Source organism: Frigoribacterium sp. VKM Ac-1396, assembly GCF_015350895.1.
In the GTDB taxonomy this organism is placed as follows: domain Bacteria; phylum Actinomycetota; class Actinomycetes; order Actinomycetales; family Microbacteriaceae; genus Frigoribacterium.
Genome location: NZ_JADKSD010000002.1, coordinates 793,204 through 812,098, shown reverse-complemented (window position 1 = coordinate 812,098; position 18,895 = coordinate 793,204). Strand labels below are relative to the sequence as shown.

General features: G+C 72.9%; 13 protein-coding genes. 6 read left to right on the top strand and 7 right to left on the bottom strand.

Annotated features, from left to right (window positions below; genetic code table 11):
* Nucleotides 1-27 precede the first annotated feature (27 nt).
* Entirely contained in the window at nt 28-1,263 is a 1,236-nt protein-coding gene (locus ITJ55_RS10840; protein WP_194595347.1) for a PDZ domain-containing protein, read from the bottom strand.
* Between ITJ55_RS10840 and ITJ55_RS10835 the strand changes: the two genes are divergently transcribed.
* Nucleotides 1,262-2,656 (top strand): zinc-dependent metalloprotease, encoded by a 1,395-nt coding sequence (locus ITJ55_RS10835; RefSeq protein ID WP_194595346.1) that lies wholly within the window; start codon nt 1,262-1,264, stop codon nt 2,654-2,656. The genes ITJ55_RS10840 and ITJ55_RS10835 overlap by 2 nt on opposite strands.
* A gap of 852 nt (nt 2,657-3,508) precedes the next feature.
* Here the strand turns inward: ITJ55_RS10835 and ITJ55_RS10830 are convergent.
* On the bottom strand, nt 3,509-5,221 hold the full coding sequence (locus ITJ55_RS10830; protein ID WP_194595345.1) for an ATP-dependent helicase: 1,713 nt from the start codon (nt 5,219-5,221) through the stop codon (nt 3,509-3,511).
* Nucleotides 5,218-6,150 carry an NAD(+) diphosphatase gene (gene nudC / locus ITJ55_RS10825; RefSeq protein WP_194595344.1) on the bottom strand — a complete coding sequence of 311 codons (933 nt, stop codon included), beginning with the start codon at nt 6,148-6,150 and terminating at the stop codon, nt 5,218-5,220. The genes ITJ55_RS10830 and nudC overlap by 4 nt, the downstream gene beginning before the upstream one ends.
* Nucleotides 6,151-6,224: 74 nt before the next feature.
* Between nudC and ITJ55_RS10820 the strand changes: the two genes are divergently transcribed.
* Nucleotides 6,225-7,226 carry a phosphotransferase gene (locus ITJ55_RS10820; protein ID WP_194595343.1) on the top strand — a complete coding sequence of 334 codons (1,002 nt, stop codon included), beginning with the start codon at nt 6,225-6,227 and terminating at the stop codon, nt 7,224-7,226.
* Nucleotides 7,227-7,230: 4 nt separating this feature from the next.
* Here ITJ55_RS10820 and ITJ55_RS10810 read toward each other — a convergent pair whose 3' ends face one another.
* Both ITJ55_RS10810 and ITJ55_RS10805 read right to left on the bottom strand, forming a co-directional pair.
* Nucleotides 7,231-10,680 carry a UvrD-helicase domain-containing protein gene (locus ITJ55_RS10810; RefSeq protein WP_370544128.1) on the bottom strand — a complete coding sequence of 1,150 codons (3,450 nt, stop codon included), beginning with the start codon at nt 10,678-10,680 and terminating at the stop codon, nt 7,231-7,233.
* The gene (locus tag ITJ55_RS10805; protein ID WP_194595342.1) at nt 10,677-13,892 is read right to left on the bottom strand and encodes a UrvD/REP family ATP-dependent DNA helicase; all 3,216 of its coding nucleotides are present in this window, start codon (nt 13,890-13,892) and stop codon (nt 10,677-10,679) included. Before ITJ55_RS10805 ends, ITJ55_RS10810 begins: the two co-directional genes overlap by 4 nt.
* Nucleotides 13,893-14,021: 129 nt before the next feature.
* Between ITJ55_RS10805 and ITJ55_RS10800 the strand changes: the two genes are divergently transcribed.
* Nucleotides 14,022-14,246 carry a DUF3107 domain-containing protein gene (locus ITJ55_RS10800; RefSeq protein WP_194595341.1) on the top strand — a complete coding sequence of 75 codons (225 nt, stop codon included), beginning with the start codon at nt 14,022-14,024 and terminating at the stop codon, nt 14,244-14,246.
* A 2-nt stretch (nt 14,247-14,248) separates the two neighbouring features.
* Nucleotides 14,249-14,545: a hypothetical protein gene (locus ITJ55_RS10795; protein ID WP_194595340.1), complete on the top strand. Its 297-nt coding sequence runs from the start codon at nt 14,249-14,251 to the stop codon at nt 14,543-14,545.
* Nucleotides 14,546-14,564: 19 nt separating this feature from the next.
* On the opposite strand, the gene ITJ55_RS10790 is transcribed toward ITJ55_RS10795, so the two are convergent.
* The gene (locus tag ITJ55_RS10790) at nt 14,565-15,284 is read right to left on the bottom strand and encodes a ferritin-like fold-containing protein (protein ID WP_370544127.1); all 720 of its coding nucleotides are present in this window, start codon (nt 15,282-15,284) and stop codon (nt 14,565-14,567) included.
* An 84-nt stretch (nt 15,285-15,368) separates the two neighbouring features.
* Here ITJ55_RS10790 and ITJ55_RS10785 point away from each other — a divergent pair, with 84 nt between their 5' ends.
* Nucleotides 15,369-16,820, top strand: a complete 1,452-nt coding sequence (locus ITJ55_RS10785; protein ID WP_194595339.1) for a DEAD/DEAH box helicase — start codon at nt 15,369-15,371, stop codon at nt 16,818-16,820.
* A gap of 85 nt (nt 16,821-16,905) precedes the next feature.
* Here the strand turns inward: ITJ55_RS10785 and ITJ55_RS10780 are convergent, their stop codons facing one another.
* Nucleotides 16,906-17,760: a PHP domain-containing protein gene (locus ITJ55_RS10780; RefSeq protein ID WP_194595338.1), complete on the bottom strand. Its 855-nt coding sequence runs from the start codon at nt 17,758-17,760 to the stop codon at nt 16,906-16,908.
* An 82-nt stretch (nt 17,761-17,842) separates the two neighbouring features.
* Between ITJ55_RS10780 and ITJ55_RS10775 the strand changes: the two genes are divergently transcribed.
* Nucleotides 17,843-18,874 (top strand): endonuclease/exonuclease/phosphatase family protein, encoded by a 1,032-nt coding sequence (locus tag ITJ55_RS10775; protein WP_194595337.1) that lies wholly within the window; start codon nt 17,843-17,845, stop codon nt 18,872-18,874.
* The last annotated feature ends 21 nt before the right edge of the window (nt 18,875-18,895 follow it).

The following is an 18,895-nucleotide window of genomic DNA, read 5'->3' as shown; positions in this document are numbered from 1 at the left end:
CTCAGCTTTGCGCGGGCTGCACGAACCCTATCGAGCAGCAGTGCACGTGGGCAGTGACGACGTGTCGCCGCCGTCCGCGACCGTCTCGAGCGCGGTGACGGCGTCGTCCAGGGTGGCGACCGAGTAGACGTCGAGCCCGGCGGGCACGTTGCCCACGACCTCGGAGCAGTTCGAGGCCGGTGCGAGGAAGATCGTGGCACCGGCGTCACGGGCGCCGTAGAGCTTCTGGCGGATGCCGCCGATGGCACCGACCTCGCCCGAGGCGGTGATGGTGCCCGTGCCGGCGACGTTCTCGCCCCCGTTGAGCTCACCGGGTGTCGTCTTGTCGATGATGCCGAGGGCGAACATCATGCCGGCGCTCGGGCCGCCGACCTGATCGAGCTTCAGCGTGACGTCGAAGGGATAGGTGTAGTCGACGCTCACCCCGACCCCGAGCAGGGGCGTGCCGGCCACTTCTTCCGGGGTGACCTGCTCGGTCACGGTCGTCCCGTCGCGCTCGACGACGACCTCGGCGGGGGCGGACGCACCGTTCGCCGCGACGAGGCGGCGCAGCACGTCCACGTCGGCGTCGGTCGACAGGCTCGTGCCGTTCACGCTGACCAGCACGTCGCCCTCTCGCAGGACGCCCTCGGCCGGGCTGCCCTGCGACACCTGGCTCACGGTCACGGCGCTGGGGACTGCGTACCCCTCGTGGATCAGCGCCGCGGCGATCGCGGACTTCTGCGAGTTCTGCATGTCGACGGCGTTCTGCTCGTCGACCTGGTTGTTCGAGACACCCGACGGGTAGACCGCCTCGACCGGGATCACCGAGCGGCTGCGGTCCGCCCAGGCCCCGACGACGTCGACCCACCCGGGTCGGACGTCCTGGTTGCCCTGGACGCTCACGGTCAGCAGGTCGAGAGTGCCCGAGGTGGGATACGTCTCGTGACCCGACACCGTGATCAGCGGCTGCGACGCCCCCTCGTACTCGGCGCTGCCCAGGGTGTCGAACACGGGCCCCGGCTGCTCGATGAGGTACGGCGACGGGAGCAGGCTGAGGGCGACGGCCGAGACGACGGCCACGCCGAGCAGCGGCCAGCCCCAGCGACCGGCGCGACGGTCGGACGAGGGGGCGGTGCGCGGGGGCGTGAAGAAGGCCACTGCGGTCCTTTCGGGATCGGACGGGGAGGCGCGGGTCGCGTTCGCCACGAGCGGAGCGTCGGCCCCGGGGCGGTGGCCGAATCCCAGGATCTTCGTGCGGCCAGCAGCTAGCGTAGTCAGCATGACCGATGATTCGCCGCGCGGGCCTGAGGACGAGTTCCGCGACATGCTGCGGCAGTTCCTGTCCGGCGGGTCCGAGATCGATCCGTCGCAGCTCGCCGGGGCCGCGGGGCTACCCGACGACCCCGCGTTCGTCGCCCGCCTCATGAGCCAGCTGCAGGACGCCGTCAACCGCAGCGGCGAGGGCATCGACTGGTCGGTCGCGACCGACCAGGCCGTCGCCGTCGGTACGCAGACGGCGGTCGCCACGACGGCGAGCGAGACCGCCGCGCTCGAGCAGGCCTTCCACGTCGCCGCCCTCTGGCTCGACGACGTCACCTACGTGGCCGAGTTGACCGTCACGCCCCGCCTCGTGACCCGGGCCGAGTGGGCCCGCCTCACCATGCCCGTCTGGAGCCAGCTCGCCGAGCCCGTCGCCACCTCGATCGCCGACTCGCTGACGGGTGTGCTCGGTGAGCAGGCCCCCGAAGAGATGCGGTCCATGCTGGCCGGTGCGAGCCAGGTCATGCGCAGCGTCGGCGGCACGCTCTTCGCGATGCAGCTCGGGCAGGTCGTCGGCCAGCTCTCGACCGAGGTCGTCTCGGGCGGTGACGTGGGCATCCCGCTCCTCGACGACCAGCAGGCCGCCCTCGTGCCCCAGAACGTCGCCGGTTTCGGCGAGGGCCTCGACATCGAGGCCGACCAGGTGCAGCTCTACCTCGCGGTCCGCGAACTGGCGCACGCCCGCCTCTTCCGGCATGCCCGGTGGTTGCGCCTGCACCTGATCTCGTCCATCCGCGAGTTCGCCCAGGGCATCCGGATCGACACGTCCCGTCTCGAAGAGCTCGCGGTCGACTTCGACCCGTCGAACCCCGGCGAGCTGCAAGAGGCCATGAAGAGCGGCGCGCTCATCCCGCCCAAGAGCGACGAGCAGCTCGCCGCGCTGGCCCGTCTCGAGACGACCCTCGCGCTCATCGAGGGCTGGGTCGACGTCGTGACCGCCCAGGCCACCGCGCGCCTCCCGAAGTCCGCCGCCATCGCCGAGACCGTGCGCCGACGCCGTGCCGCAGGCGGCCCGGCCGAGTCGGCGTTCTCGACCCTCGTGGGCCTCGAGCTGCGGCCCCGGCGGCTGCGCGAGGCCGCCGCCCTCTGGCAGACGGTGTCCGACGCGGTCGGGGCCGAGCGCCGCGACGCCCTCTGGTCGCACCCGGACATCGTGCCCACGAGCGCCGACGTCGACGATCCCCAGGGGCTCGTCACCCGCCTGACGTCGAGTGAGCCCGCCTTCGACGACGTCGACCAGGCCATCCGCGACCTGTTGGACGACACGACCGACGACCGGCCCCGCGAGGGCGAGGACGGTTCGGCGACCGAGCCGGGCGATCCGGGGCCCGACACGGACGCACCCCGCGCCTGAGTCCTCGTCGTCGGACGGTCCGTCCCGGGTGCGCGTGAGCGCGGCCGGCGCCGTCGACGATCGCGCCTGTGGACAACCCCGGAACGGCTCGTCCGCCCCGGCATGATCGGACGATGAGCCTCACCCTCGACCCGCGCGCACCCGTGGTGTGGCGCGATCCCGGCACCCTGCAGTTCGGAGTCGACCGGCCGTCGCTCGTCCTGAGTCCCGTCAGCAGGCTCGACGAGCAGGTCGTCGCCGCGGTCGCCGCGGGCCACGGAGCCGGTGGCCTGCCCACGCTCGTGGCCCACCTCGGCGCCGACCCGGCCGCCGTGTCGGCCTCGATCGACCGGCTGCGTCCCGCGTTGGCGACCGGGGCGTCGCCGGTCGCGCCTCCGCCCGTCGTCCTCGTCGCCGGGCCGGGCCCGGTCACCGATGCCGTCGCGCACCTCCTCGGGTCGTGCGGTGTCGACGTACGGCGACCTGCTGCCGACGCACGCCCACCACGAGGCGCCACGGGCGTGCTCGTCGGAGGGCACGTCGTCGACCCCGGGCGGCGGCGCGAGTGGGTGGGGTGCGACCTCACGCACCTGCTCGTCCGCGTCGGCGACCGACATGCAAAGGTCGGTCCCGTGACGGTGCCGGGGTCGACCGCCTGCGCGCGCTGCCTCGACCTCCACGCGGGCGAGGCCGACCCCGCCTGGCCGGCCATCGCGGGTCAGCTGAGCCGACGACCCCTGGCCGCGCCTCCGTCGCTCTCGGTCCACGAGATCGCCTCGCGGGCCGCTCGCCGCCTGTCGTCACGCCTCGCCGGGGCCGCCGGCACGGTCGCTAACGACGTGGTGGAGTCGATCTCGATCGACGACGGTGTCGTCACTCGCGCGAGCGTCCGGCCGCACCCGGAGTGCGGGTGCGCAGCTCTTCCACGAAGCGACTCACCCGTCGTTCGCCGCCCCGCCCCTGGCCGGACCGGCTCCACGACAGCCGGAGCCGTTCTCGGGCCCTCGTGACCCCGACGTACAGCAGCCTGCGCTCTTCGTCGATCGCCGCGTCGTCCTTGGCGTAGCTGATCGGCACCAGCCCCTCGCTGAGGCCGACGAGGTACACGCTGCGCCACTCGAGCCCCTTCGCCGAGTGCAGCGTCGCCAGCGTCACCGCGGCCATGGTCGGCTCGTGCTGACCGGCCTGCCGTGCGAAGAGTTCGTCGACGAACTGGCGGAGCGTCGTGCCGGGCGCCGACGACTCGGCCAGGCCCATGATCGTGTTCAGGGACTCCCACCGGTCACGGACGGCTCCACGCTGCTCGGGGGCCTCCTGGGTCCAGCCGAGTGAGCGCAGCACGTCGCTGACCGTCTTGAAGAGCGGTTCACCGACGATGCTGACCGCGGCACCCTTCATCATCATCAGCGCCTCCTTCACCTCGCGCAGCTCGAAGAAGCGCGTGGCGCCGTGGATGCGGGTCGACACGCCGACGTCGGCGAGCGCGCGTTCGATCGCCGCGGCCTGGACGTTGACCCGGTAGAGCACCGCGATCTCTTCGGGCGCGACACCCGAACGGATCTCGTCGGCGATCGTCTCGGCGATGCCCCGGGCCTCGGACGAGTCGCTCGGGTACTCGGTGACCGGCGGCACGGGGCCCGTCGTCTCGACGGCGGGGTGCAGGTGCAGGGCGCCCGGCCGGCCCCGCATCAGCTGGTTGGCCGTGTCGACGATCTGCCTCGACGAGCGGTAGTTCTGCTCGAGACGGACGACCGTGGCGTCGTCGTAGCGCGAGCCGAAGCCCAGCAGGTAGTCCGACGACGCGCCCGCGAACGAGTAGATCGTCTGGCTGGCGTCGCCCACGACGCACAGGTCGTTGCGGCCACCGAGCCAGAGGTCGAGGAGGTCTTGCTGCAGGGGCGAGACGTCCTGGTACTCGTCCACGACGAAGAAGCGGTACTGCTCGTGCACCTGCTGGGCCACGCGGGGCTCGAGCTCGAGCATGCCGACCGTCGCGAGCAGGACGTCCTCGAAGTCGAGCTGGCGGCGTTCGTCCTTGACGGCCTCGTAGGCGCGGTGCAGGTCGAGGGCCTTCTCGACGGTGATCGCCTGCGGCAGCGACCGGCTCGGCAGGGCCGTCGCGTACTCCTCGAGCGTCAGCCGCGAGACCTTGCGCCACTCGATCTCGGCGGCGAGGTCGCGCAGGGCGGCCGTGTCGATCTTGAGCCTCAACGACTCGGCGGCGTGGGCGAGGGCCTTGGCCTTGCTGTCGAGCAGGCGCGGCATCTGACCGCCCATCGTCTGCGGCCAGAAGTACGACAGCTGCGAGAGGGCCGAGGCGTGGAAGGTCCGGGCGGAGACTCCCCCGGCGCCCAGGTGACGCAGGCGCCCCCGCAGCTCGGCCGCCGCCCGAGAGGTGAAGGTGAGCGCCATGACGCGGTTCGGCGCGTAGACGCCGGTCGCCACCCCGTAGGCGATGCGGTGGGTGATGGCCCGCGTCTTGCCGGTGCCGGCCCCGGCCAGCAGGCACACGGGCCCGAGCAGCTTCGACGCCGCCCGGCGCTGCTGCTCGTCGAGCCCGGCGATCAGGTCGGCGGCCTCGGTCACTGGTCGATCTCGCCGCCGAACCAGTCCTCGATGATGGCTCGGGCGATGGACGTGCGCCCCGGCAGGACGATCTCGCCGAGGCCGGCGACCAGTTCGTCCCGGCTGAACCACCGCAACTCGAGGATCTCGGCACCGTCGGGGGTCAGCGTGCCGGGGTCGTCGGCGTCGACCTCCGCCCGGAACCCGACCATCAGGCTCGCCGGGAACGGCCAGGGCTGCGACCCCACGTAGCGGGGCGAGACCACGTTGATGCCGGACTCCTCGAAGATCTCGCGCTGGACGGCGTGCTCGAGCGACTCGCCGGGCTCGACGAAGCCCGCCAGCAACGAGTAGCGGTTCTTCTCCCACAGGGCGTTCGAACCGAGCAGGAGGCGGTCGTCGGCATCCGTGACGCCGACGATGATCGCCGGGTCGGTCCGGGGGAAGATCTCGTGGCCGTCGTCGGGATCGCGTCGGACCCAACCTGCCTTGTCGGTGACCAGACGGCGCCCGGTGCGGGGCGAGAACCGGTGGGAGTCGTGCCAGTTCGCCACGGCCACGGCCTCGACGGCGAGGCCGGCGTCCCGGGCGCTGAGTTCGGACCCGGACACCCGCGGGCTGCCCCAGGCGGCCTCGTCGGGCGCGATGGACCGGGCGCGCTCGTCGTCGAGGAGGGCGGCCAGCACGGGGGTGCCCACCGGCTCGGCGGCCGACGGGTCTTTCGAGACCCCGAGGTAGACGTACTCGTCGGCGGCCGGGACCGACGCGGCCGGCAGCAGCGCCAGGGCACCGGCCGAGGCCATCAGCGTGCGGCCTCGCCAGACCGGCAGCACGCGCGTCGACGTCGAGGCGAGCAGCTCGTCGACGACGCCGTCACGCTCTCTGGTCAGGTAGTCCCGGTCGACCTGGTGGCGGGCGAGCGGGAGGCGGGACGTGAGCGGCGAGGACATCGGACGACCAATCATCGCGAGTTGACAGCGTGGCGCACGGCAGGGCACCGCGTGCGGCGGCCTACCCTGAGGGCATGGCCAGATCTCATCTCACTCTAGCCGCGCTGGCCACGGCCGCCGTCGCGGACCTGGACGTCACGCGCGCGTCCCGACACGGCAGCGAGACGGGTGGCGACTTCGACTCGGCGCTCGTCGTCGGGCGGGCCGGTGAGCACTGCATCGTGCGCGTGCCGAGGTCGCAGCGCGCCGAGGCGGAACAGTCCGCCGACCTGGTCGCCCTGCGGGCCCTGAGCGCGGGGGTGCGAGGACGCCTCTCGTTCGACGTGCCCCTCTACCGTGGCCAGGCACCCATCGGGCGGACGCGCGGCATCGTCTACGACGTCGTCCCGGGCGAGCACCTGTCCGTCTCCCGCCTCACCGACGGCAGCGACCTGCCGACGGCCCTGGGCCGCGCGGTCGCCGCGATCCACTCGCTGCCCACGAGCTTCGTCACCGACGCCGGCCTCACGAGCCACACCCCGTTCGAGGCCATGCGCTCGTCGGCGGCCCTCGTCGACCGGGCCGCGTCGACCCGCCTGCTGCCGGCCGCCCTGCTCGAACGCTGGGAGGCGGCGATCCAGGACTCGGTGCTCTGGCAGTTCCAGCCCACGGTCGTCAACGGCTCGCTCGACGCGGGGTCGGTCCTCGTCGTCGGCGACACCGTCAGCGGCGTGCTCGGTTGGCACGACCTACAGGTCGGCGACCCGGCCCGTGACCTGGCCTGGCTGCTCGGTGCTCCGACTCCGAAGGCCGTCGACGCCGCCTTCGAGGCGTACAACACCGCCCGGGGCACGAGCGACCACCAGCTGAGGCACCGCGCGACGCTCTACCGCGAACTCGACCTGGCCAAGTGGCTGCTGCACGGGACGGCGACCAAGAACACCTCGGTCGTCGACGACGCCGTCGAGATGATGACCAAGCTCGTCGACTCGTTGCCGGGCGACCGTCGGGCCGGCATCGGCTCGGGCTCGACCGCCGCCCTCGACGTCGACGGCGTCGAGGACCTGCTCGAGGCGACCGAACGCCGACACGTCTGAATCGTCACCCTCGAGCCTCGAGCTCGACCCGTCGCCACAGCTCGACCAGTTCGTCGCGGTCCGCGACGTGCCGGGGGCGGAGCACGACGTCGTCGGCCACGAAGTAGAAGACGGCATCGATGTCGTCGGCCGGCACACCCCTGAACTGCGCGTAGGCCTCACGGTAGAGGGCGAGCTGCAGCTGTTTGAGCTCGAGATCGGCGTCGTCGGTCGGAGCCTTGCCGGTCTTCCAGTCGACGACCTCGAACCGGCCGTCGCGCTCGAACACCGCGTCGATCTTGCAGATGACCGTGCGGCTGCCGAGCGGGAGGTGGATCTCGAGTTCGACGTCGGTCGGTTCGAGCGTGGCCCAGGCCGACCGCTCGAAGGTGGCGACCAACTGCTCGAACCGTCGCGCGTCGTCGGGGTCGACCGGGCCGGAACCCGGTGACCCGACACGCTCGTCGTCGAGGTCGCTCTCGTCACCCCAGGCGTCGAGCGTCTCGGAGCGCCCCGTCGGTCGGAACCGCTCTTCGACCCACTCGTGGAACAGCGTGCCGAGTCGGGTGGCCCGATAGGGGCGTTCGGGCAGGGGGCGCCGCAGGGCAGCCGCGACCGCGGCGGGATCGTCGACGTAGTCCTTGAAGCGCGAGGCCGGGATGCGCTGCGGCAGGGGCGTCGCACCGGCACCGGACCGTGCGGCGTCGCGTTCGAGCAGCAGCAGGTCGATGTCGGACGACCACCTCGACCCCGTCGTCGGTCGCGTCGGGTCGACGACGTCGACCGCCTCGGCGACTTCAGCCACTTCGGCCGCTTCGACCGCCTCGTGACGCTCGCGGACGTCCGGACGCGGGAGCGCCTCCTCGTCGTCGCGCCGCTCGGTGACGGCCCGCGTCCGACGGTCGACGGCCTCGCCGACCCGGGCGGCGGCGTACTCGACGGCCGCCCGCCGTGAGCCCAGCGGGTCGAGGGGCCACGTCAGCTCTCTCGAGGCCGCGGCCAACGGGTTCTCGTCGTCGTCGGGCCGCTCGGGGAGGTCGCCGGGCGGGACGAGCCCCCGCTCGGCGAGCTCGACGACGAACCGGCTCGCGGGACGAGGGCGGACGGCGCTCGTCCAGAACGACCCGCTGACGAGGAGGGCGTCCCGAGCCCGGGTGAGGGCGACGTACGCCAGACGTCGTTCTTCGGCCTGATGACGGACGACCAGCTCGTCCTTGAAGGCCTTGAGCGCCTGGTCGAACTCCTTCTGGTCGGCGACCCCCCGCCAGCCGAGCACCGGCAGCTCGGCCGCGTCACCCCGGAACTCGTACGGCAGTTCACCGAAGCCGAGCCAACCGACCCCCTCTCGTGAGGTGCCGGGCAGCTCGCCCTCGACCAGTCGTGGCACCGCGACGACGTCCCATTCGAGCCCCTTCGACCCGTGGATCGTCAAGAGCTGGACCGTCCCCCGCTCGGCCTGTTCGGACCGGGGACCCATGTCGTCACGACGTTCGGCCGCCTCGAGCCACGAGAGGAACCCGCCGAGGCCCGCGTTCTCGTCGGTCGCGACGTACCCGGCCAACTCGTCCTCGAACGCCTGCAGCCAGGCCCCGCCCGACGGCGCTCCGGTGGCCGCCGCGACCTCGACGTCGAGCAGCATCTCGTGCTCGACCAGCGTGACGAGGTCGACCAGGTCGAGGCCGGTGCGTCCCCGCAACGACGCGAGCTGTGAGCCGAGCCGACGCAGGCGCCCGAGCCCCTCGTCGCTGAAGCCGGAGAGCTGGCGGTGGGTGAGCGGCGCCGTGGCGACGAAGTCGAGGGCGTCGACGATCGACCCGTGCTCGCCGACCGCGACCGACGCCCGGAACCCGGCGGCGACGTCGTCGTCGAGGCGCTGTTGGGCGTGGTCGTGCGAGAACAGCCACGAGGCGACGTCACGCAACCGGGCGATGTCCCGGACGCCGACCCGCCACCGTGCCCCGGCCATGAGCCGGATGGCCTCGGAGCCCGCCGACGGGTCGTGCAGCACCCGCAGGCACGCGACGAGGTCCACCACCTCGGGTCGCTGCAGCAGGCCGCCGACGCCGAGCACGTGGTAGCGCACCCCTCGCGCCGCCAGGGCTTCGACGAACACCGGCATGGTCTTCTTCGACCGGAACAGCAGCGCCGCCGTGCGTGGGGCCGGCTCGCCGTCGACGACCGTCGGGACGGCCAGCTCGTCGTGCAGCCAGGCGGCCACCTGGTCGGCCTCGCCCGGCAGGGTCTGGTCGAAGAGCAGCTCGACCCGACCCTCGGGGGCGCCCGGCCGAGCGCGCAGCTCGCCCACCACCGCGTCGGAGGACCGGGCGAGCTCGGCGACCACGGTGTTGGCGGCGTCGAGCACGCGGGACGCGTTGCGCCAACTGGTCGAGAGGCTGAACACCGCGTCGGGTCGCGCCCCGAAGTCGACCGGGAACCGACCCAGGTTCGCGGCACTGGCACCGCGGAAGCCGTAGATCGACTGGTGGGGGTCGCCGACGGCCATGACGCCGGTGCCCTCGAAGAGGCGGGAGAGCAGGGTGGTCTGCACGACGCTCGTGTCTTGGTACTCGTCGAGCAGGACCACGCGGTACCGGTCGCGCAGCTCGGCCACGACGCCGGGGGCGGTGTCGCACACCTCGAGCGCCAGGGCCACCTGGTCGGAGTACTCGACCAGACCACGACGGGCCTTCTCGTCGGCGAAGGCCGTCGCGAGGTCGAGCAGCGGGGGCAGGGCCGAGACGGCACCGACGGCGTCGAGGACCGACTTGTAGGCGCTGCCCTTGGACGACGGCAGACCCGCCAGGTCGAGGAACCGGTCGGCCAGGCGCGCCACGGGCTCGGCCCCGCTCACGTTCTCGCTCAGCGCGTGGCTCAGGCGGAGGACGGCCTCGGTGATGCCGTCGACGCTCCGCCCGAGACCGGCGAGACGCTCGTCACGGCTGCCGACGACCAGCGATCGGGCCAGTTGCCAGGCCGAGGCGTCGCCGAGCACCTGCGACTCGCTCTCGCGACCGACCCGCAGCGCGTTGTCACGGAAGATCGCGTTGGCGAAGGCGTTGTAGGTCGAGACGGTCGGGACGTCGAACGGGTCGACCTCGTCGCCGAGCAGCCCGACGTCGGCGAGCTGCGCGATGCGGCGCTCGATGCGTTCACCGAGCTCGCCCGCGGCCTTGCGCGTGAAAGTCAGCCCGAGCACCTGAGAGACGCCGACGAGTCGGTTCGCGAGCAACCACACGACGCGGTTGGCCATCGTCTCGGTCTTGCCGCTGCCGGCACCGGCCACCACGAGCGCGGGCTCGAGCGGGGCCTCGATGACGGCCTGCTGCTCGGGCGTCGGCGTGGGCAGCGACAGTGCCTCGGCGATCTCGGCGGCGCCGAGCAGGGACGAGGAGGCGCGGGTCGCGCCACCGTCGCCACCCGCGTCGGTCGGGCCGAGACCCCCCGCCGGGCCCTGTGGCCGGTTCGAGGCCGTCACGGACCGCTCACCTCGCCCACCACGTGGATGCGGCACGAGCCGCCGTGACGCCCCTCGCAGTGGTCGTCGAGTCGCGCCACGAACACCCGACCCGCCATGTGCTCGGCCGCGTCGACGACCCGGGCCCGGAAGGCCGCGAGCTGCTCGTCGTCGAAGGCCACCTGGGCCGGCTCGCGGTAGAGCTTGCCCCGGACGCCGGACGACACGATCACGAGCTTCGCCCCACCCGGCGGCGTGCCCTCGGGCACCGCCTCGACGGCGCCGTCGGCCAGGGCGACCTGGTAGCTGCCCAGTTGCGGGTGCTCGGCCACGGCCTGCGTCGACGTCGGGGCCGACCGGCCCGTCTTGAGGTCGACGATGACGGCGGCACCGTCACGGGTGCGTTCGACCCGGTCGATCGAGCCGCGGAGCCGGGCCGGCCCGACGTCGAGGGTGAAGGTGGACTCGGCTCCGAGGAGGCTGCCGCCCGAGGCCTCGAAATCGCGCAGGTAGGCGGACAGGCTCTCGGTCATGGCTCGCGCCCGGTGCTTCTCGGACTCGGCGATCCAGGCCGACTCGAACTCGAGTTCGGGCCAGCGGCCCTCGACCGCCCGCCACAGGGAGTCGACGTCGGTGCCCTCGGCGTGCTCCATCACGTCGTGCAGGACGGTGCCGAGCCCCATCGCGGCGTTGGGCGCCGACCCGCCGAAGCGGTCGACGAACCAGTGCAGGGGGCACTCTTCGAACGAACCGAGCTGCGACGGCGAGACGGGCACGTGGGCCTCGGGGTCGTCGAGGTCGATCAGCGGCTCGGTCGTGCTCGGCTCGAGCAGCCCGTACCAGTCGTCGGGCGAGGCGCCCGCGACGCCTTCTGCGGCCAGCCGTGCCAGCGCCTCGGTCGCGTCGTCGGCGCGCGGGCCGTGGGGCGACGAGACGAGCACGTGTCGCAGGTGGCCGACGAGACCGCGCAACGACAACGGGTGACCCACGGGGGCCTCGGGGCAGTCGTCGGGCAGCAGTCGGAAGAACGGCGACGGCCCCTCGTCGTCGTTCGAGGTGCACGAGAGGACGACCTGCCGGGTGGCCCTCGAGACCGTGAGGGCGAACATGCGCAGCTCGTCGGACAGCACCGAGGCCCGGGCGTCGGACGGGGCGGCCGGCTCGTCGTCGCGATCGTCGGCCGTGCCGGGGCCGTTAGGCACGCCCACGTGCGGACCGCGCTCGAGCCGACCGTGCTCGGCCAGGGACACCAGGTCGTCGGGCCCCAGCAACCCGCCCCGGACGCGGAGGTTCGGCCACACGCCGTCCTGCAGGCGGGCGGCGACCACGACGTCGACCTCGACGCCCACGGCGGCGGACGGCGTGCAGACCAGCACGGTCTCGGTCGTCGCCTGGGGCGAGAGCGTGTCTTCGGGGACCTCGGCGCCCAGGAGCGCGTCGAGGAACGCCGCGGGCGGCGCCTCGGGCGTGCGCTCGACGAAGCGTTTCGCGGCGGTGAAGAGGGCGACGACCCCGTCGAGGTGGCGATCGGCCTCGGCGGCGACGATGCCGCGACCCGCGCTCTGGGCCGACCACTCCGCAGCCAGGCCGCTGCGCTCCCACAGCCCCCAGAGCACCTCTTCGATGCTGCCCCCGGCGGCCGCGGACCGGCGCGCCGCGTCGAGGCTCGTCGAGAAGCGCCCGGCACGAGCCGCGAACCTCGAGTCGATCGTGACGAACCTGCCGGGGCCCTCGAGCGCCTCGACCAGCAGGTCGTCGGCCGGGCGCACACCGCCCGACGCCAGTTCGTCGGCTCGCAGCGCGAGCCGAAGGCGCCTCAGCGAGAGCGGGTCGAACCCGGCGAGCGGCCCCAGCAACAGCTCGGTGGCCAGCTCGGCCGTGAGTTCGTCCCGCCCGACCGCCACCGAGGCGGCGAGCAACAGGTGGCGCGCCGCGTGCTCGTCGCGCACGGCGCGACCGGCGACCGAGGTCCGGGTCGGCACCTCGGCGAGTTGCAGCCCCCGGGCGACCCCGGCCACCTGGCCGCCGCTGCGGACGACGACCATCATCCGCGACCACGGCACCCGGCGGACGAGGTGGTGCTCGCGCAGCAGACGGGCCACCGAAGCCACCTCGTGGGTCGGGCTGTCGGCCCGCACCGTGACGACGGCCGCGACGTCGTCGTCGGGCGCGGACCCGGGGTCGTGCTCGACGGCGGCGGGCGCCGCGGCGTGCTGACGACCGGCCCCGGCCGTGCCGATGCGGGCGGTCACCCGTTGCACGAGGTCTCGGAGCGGCGGCCGGTGGCGGTGGGCCGTCGAGAGGTAGAGCGTGTCGACGTCGGGCAGGCGGAGGCGCGGGCCGAGCCGCCCGAGGACGTCGGGGGTGCCACCGCGGAACGCGCTGGTCGAGAGGTCGGGGTCGCCGAAGGCGACGACCGCGACGCCCCGTCGGACGAGCGCGCGCAACAGGGCGAGCGTGGACTCGGTCGCCTCGTGCGCGTCGTCGACGAGGACGACCCGCAGCCCGTCGACGACCGGCGAGGTCTCACCCCGGTCGAGGGCGGCGACGGCGTAGTCGACGAGTTCGGCCGAGTCGAGGTGACGGCCACGGGACGCGTCGAGCACCGACAGGTACTCGTCACGGAAGTCGGCGACCGCGGCCCACTCGGGCCGGCCGGCTCGTTCGGCGGCGAGGCGCAGGCCGTCCGAGCCGATGCGGTGCTCGGTCGATCGCATGAGCACCTCGCGCAGTTCGGTGCGGAACCCGCGGAGCCTGCGCACCGTGGGGCCCAGCTCGTCGGGCCAGGTCGGACCCGTGGCGTCCGCCTCGTGGCCCTCGAGCAACGACCGGACGATGGTGTCTTGGTCGCCTCCGGTCAGCAGCGTCGGCACCGGGAGGCCCGCGAGCCGTGCCGCGTGACCCACCACGTCGAACGCGAGGGACGAGACGGTCCGCGCCAGGGGCCCCGGCGTGGGAACGGTCAGCCTCGAGGCGATGACGTCGCGCAGGGTCGTGGCCGTCGACCGGGTCGGTGCCAGGGCCAGGACGGACGTCGGGCCCCAGCCACGCCCCTCGACACGATCGACGACGAACTCGACGAGGGTGCGCGTCTTGCCCGACCCCGGTGCGCCCACGACGGCGGCCGACCGGCCGTCGGGGAGGTCGAGCACCGCCCGCTGCGAGTCGTCGAGCGCCGGGGGCGCCACGGTGCGCACCGGGCCCGAGGCGGGCGGGGAGACGGTCGGAGCCATGTGCTCGACGCTATCGGCTCCGACCGACATCGCCGGCCGACGCGAGGTCGGAGGGCGGACCCGTCGTCGGTTGTGCGCCGTCAGTGAACGCGCGGACGGAGGGACCGGCCGGTCGGATACCTTTACGTCGTGGACATTCGCATCGGCATCACCAACAGCCCCCGTGAGATCAGCTTCGAGACGTCGCAGACCGCGGCCGAGGTCGAGAAGGTCGTCGGCGACGCCCTCGACGGCGGCAAGTCGTTCGTCACCCTCGCCGACTCGAAGGGCAAGACCTACGTCGTGCCCACGGCGTCGCTCGCCTACGTCGAGATCGGCAGTGAAGAGAGCCGCAAGGTCGGCTTCGTGAGCTGATCGTGGAACTCCTCTTCATCGTCCTCGGGGGCGTGCTGCTCGGGTTCGTCTTCCACTACGCGCTGCCCGCCGCCGACACGCGCGGCGTCCTGCTCGCCCCGGCCGTCGGCGCCGTCGTGGCGGCGGTCGTCTGGGAGGCCCTCACCTGGGCCGGCTGGCCCGCCGACGGCGGCTGGATCTGGGTCGTCGGCCTCGTGCTGCCCGGCGTCGCGGCGATCGTCGCCTGCCGGGTCGCGGCGGTGCGCCGCCGTGCTCGCGACACCGAGCAGTTCGCCCGGTTGCTCCGCGCGACGACCTGACCCGCGCCTCCTCGGGCCGTCAGGCCGTCAGGCCGAGGGCGTCCATCCGACGCGTGTGGGCGGCGATCAGCTCGGTGAAGACCGGTTCGAGCCGTTCGTCGTCGGCCGAGACGTGCGACGCGGCCACGGCGGCCCGGGCGACGAGGAGCGTGTCGCCCACCAGGCGTCGACCCCAGAGGGCCAGTCGCGAGGCGAGGCGCGGGTCGGCCTCGATGGCCGCCGACAGTTCTCGCACCACAAGGGGCGCGTCGTCGTGGGCCTCGAGCACCGAGACGATGCGTTTGTGGTGGTCGGCCGAGAGCCCTGCCGCCAACCGCACGAAGACGTCGTTGAGCAGGCCGGCCGCGACGTAGTCGGCCACCATCGCCTCGTACCAGTCCGTGCCCTCGGTGCGGGCCCGGAACTCGTCGATCGCGGCGATGTGGGGCTCCATCGACTCGGTGGCGTCGTGGCCCGACCGTTCGATCTCGGCGACGAGCCCGCGGTGTCGGGCCAGCGTGGTCTCGGCGATGCGGCCGGTGGTCTCTTTGGCCCGCACGTCGGGGGCGAACGCCGACGACCGCCCGAGGGTCTCGAACAAGGCGAGTTCGAGGTAGGCCGCGTGGCCCAGGAAGACCAGGAGGTCGGGGGTGAACCGGTCGAGTTCGACACGGGCCACGGGGGTCGGCTTCGCGGCGGGCCGCGGCCACTGCAGGGACGGGACGCCGCGCTTCGCACCTCGACCGGGCCAGGACACCACGCCCACATCTTACGGGGTCCGAGAGGCCGCCCGTCGCGACGGGCTAAACTCCTCGCATCCCCCTATATGAGACAGGGCAACACTTTGACATTCACTGACCTCGCGATCGACCCCGACATGGTCGACGCTCTGGCGTCGAAGGGGATCCTCGAACCTTTCCCCATCCAGACCCAGACCATCCCCCTCGCCCTCGCCGGCCAAGACATCATCGGCCAGGCCAAGACGGGCACCGGCAAGACTTTCGGCTTCGGCCTCCCGATCATCCAGCGCATCGGCCTCGACCCGGCCCCCGGCGTCAAGGTGCTCGTCGTCGTCCCCACCCGTGAGCTCTGCGTCCAGGTGGCCGACGACCTCGAGCTCGCCACGTCGAACCGTGCGACGAAGATCGTCAGCATCTACGGCGGCAAGGCCTACGAGGGCCAGGTCGAACAGCTCAAGGCCGGCGCTCAGATCGTGGTCGGCACCCCCGGGCGCCTCCTCGACCTGGCCGGACAGCGCCTCCTGAACCTCAAAGAGGTGCAAGAGGTCGTCCTCGACGAGGCCGACAAGATGCTCGACCTGGGCTTCTTGAGCGACATCGAGAAGATCTTCCAGCAGGTGCCGGCCACGCGTCACACCATGCTGTTCTCGGCGACGATGCCCGGCCCGATCGTGGCGCTGGCGCGTCGGTTCATGTCGAAGCCGATCCACATCCGGGCGACCGACCCCGACGAGGGCCTGACCCAGGCGAACATCAAGCACGTCGTCTACCGGGCGCACTCGCTCGACAAAGACGAAGTGATCGCCCGCATCCTGCAGGCCGAAGGCCGCGGCAAGACCGTCGTCTTCACGCGCACCAAGCGTGCCGCCGCCAAGCTCGTCGAAGAGCTGAACGATCGCGGCTTCAACGCCGCGGCCGTGCACGGCGACCTGAACCAAGAGCAGCGCGAGCGCGCGATGGCCGCCTTCAAGGCGGGCAAGAAAGACATCCTCATCGCGACCGACGTCGCGGCCCGAGGCATCGACGTGAACGACGTCACGCACGTGATCAACCACACCGTGCCCGACGACCACGACACCTACCTGCACCGTGCCGGCCGCACCGGCCGCGCGGGCAAGACCGGCATCGCGGTGACCTTCGTCGACTGGGACGACCTGCATAAGTGGGCCCTGATCAACCGCGCTCTCGACATGGGTCAGCCCGAGCCGGTCGAGACCTACTCGTCGAGCCCGCACCTCTTCGCCGACCTCGACATCCCCGTCGGCACCAAGGGGCGCCTGCGCGCGACCTCGCTGTCGGCGGTCAAGGCCGGTTCGACCGGCTCACGCGAGCGCACCGGCGGCCCCCAGGGCGACCGAGACAGGGGTCGTGGCCGCGGTCGCGGCGACGCCCCGGTCCGCACCTCGGGCGAACCGTCGGCCACGGGTCGCGGCGCCTCGCAGCCGTCCGAGGCGACGGCTCCTTCGGCCGACGGCACGGGTGAGGCACCGCGCAAGCGCAGCCGCAACCGTCGCCGCCGCCCGGCGGGCGACTCGTCGTCGCAGCCCCAGGGCTGAGCCCCGGTCACTACGAGACCCCCTCGACGTCCGCGTCGAGGGGGTCTCGTGCGTCACGCCACGGGCCGAGGAGGCGCCGGTCGCCTCAGCCGCGGACGGGCACCCACCCGGTCGCCGCGTCGACGATCCGGTCGAGTTGCTCGGGGGCGGTGGCGTTCTCGCCCAACCGGTTCGGCTTGCCGTCGCCGTGGTAGTCGCTCGACCCGGTCACGATGAGGTCGTGCTGCCGGGCGAGTTCGAGCAGGCGAGACCGGCCCGCGGTGGTGTTCTCGCGGTGGTCGACCTCGACGCCGAGCAGGCCGGCGTCGACGAGGGCCTCGAAGCCCTCGCTCGACACGTTGGGCTCGCGTCCCCGCGTCGCCGGGTGCGCGATGACGGGGACTCCCCCGGCCTCGCGGATCAACCGGACGCCGATCAACGGGCTGGGTGCCTCGTGCGGCTCGTAGTACCCGGACCGCCAGTGCAGGATGCCCGCGAAGGCGGCGCTGCGATCGGGTGCGTACCCCTTGGCGACGAGGGCGTCGGCGATGTGCGGTCTGCCGAGGGTCGCGCCCGAGCTGGCCTGGGCGAGCACGTCGCCCCAGGTGAGGTCGTAGTCGACGGCGATGCGCTCGACGATGCGCTCGGCCCGATGCAGCCGGCTGTCGCGGAGGCGGGCCGTCTCGGCCACGAGGCCCGGGTGTGCCGGGTCGAAGAGGTAGCCGAGCATGTGCACACTGTTCAGCCCGAGGCGGGTGCTCAGCTCCATGCCGGGCACGAGGGTGAGGCCCGTGCCGACGACGGCCGCCGACGCCTCGGCCCAGCCGGCCGTGCTGTCGTGGTCGGTCAGGGCCACCGTGTCGAGGCCCGCCCGCACCGCCGAGGCGACGAGGTCGGCCGGGGTCTCGGTGCCGTCCGACACGCTCGAATGAGTGTGCAGGTCGACCAGGCGCGTGGGCATCCTCCCATCGTAGGCGGCGCGCATCCGAGCCGTCCGTGCGGTGACAGACCGCCGACCCGCCGTCCCTTAGGCTCCTAGGGCCATGATCCGTCGTCTCGTCGCCCTCGTCATCGTCCTCTCCGTCGCGGCCGCGCTCCTGGTCGCCCTCTGGCCCCAGGCCGTCGGGCTGCAGCGCACGATGCCGGTCAGCCAGGTGGTGTCGTTCCGACTCGTGGCCGCCGCCGTGGCCGTCGTCCTGATGGTCCTGCTGCTCGTGCTCGGACTCGTCGCCCGCCCGATCCGGTCGCTGACGGCCAGTGCGGCCGTGCTCCTGCTCGTCTTCGGCGCCCTCTCGGCGGGTGTCGTGACGGCACGGGGGCTCGGCCGCAGCGACTTCGTCGAGAAGACCCCCACCGACGTCACGGTCCTGTCGTGGAACACCCTCGGCGCGGCCACCGGCGCCGACGCCGTCGTCGCCCTCGCGACCGAGGTCGGCGCGGACGTCATCGCCCTGCCCGAGACCCGGCAAGAGGTCGGCGTCGCCGTGGCCGAGGCGATGGGTGCGGCCGGCAAGCCGATGTGGGTCCACACGGTCGCGTACGACGAGATCGCGAGCGGCCGGTCGACGACCCTGCTCATCAGCGCCGCGCTCGGCGACTACCAGGTCGAGATCGGCGGCGATGGCGTGACCGACGCCCGGACGACCCCGGTGCTGCCGACGGTGGTCGCGACGCCCGTCTCGGGTGACGGGCCGACGATCGTCGCCGCCCACCCCGTGTCGCCCACCCCCGACCACATGGGCCAGTGGCGCGCCGGGCTCGGCTACCTGGCCGACGTCTGCCGCTCGGGCGACGTCATCATGGCCGGCGACTTCAACGCGACGCTCGACCACCTCGCCGGCCTCGGCTCCGACGGCGGCGACCTCGGCGCCTGCCGCGACGCCGCCGCGGCGACGGCCAACGCCGGGGTCGGCACCTGGCCGACCGACGTGCCCCCGCTGCTCGGCGCACCGATCGACCACGTCATGGCCACCGACCAGTGGCTGACCACCGGGTTCCGCGTGGTGACCGACCTCGACGACGCCGGCAGCGACCACCGGCCCGTCGTCGCGCAGCTCAGCCGCACCGGGGCCTGACGCACCGGGGCCTGACGCTCC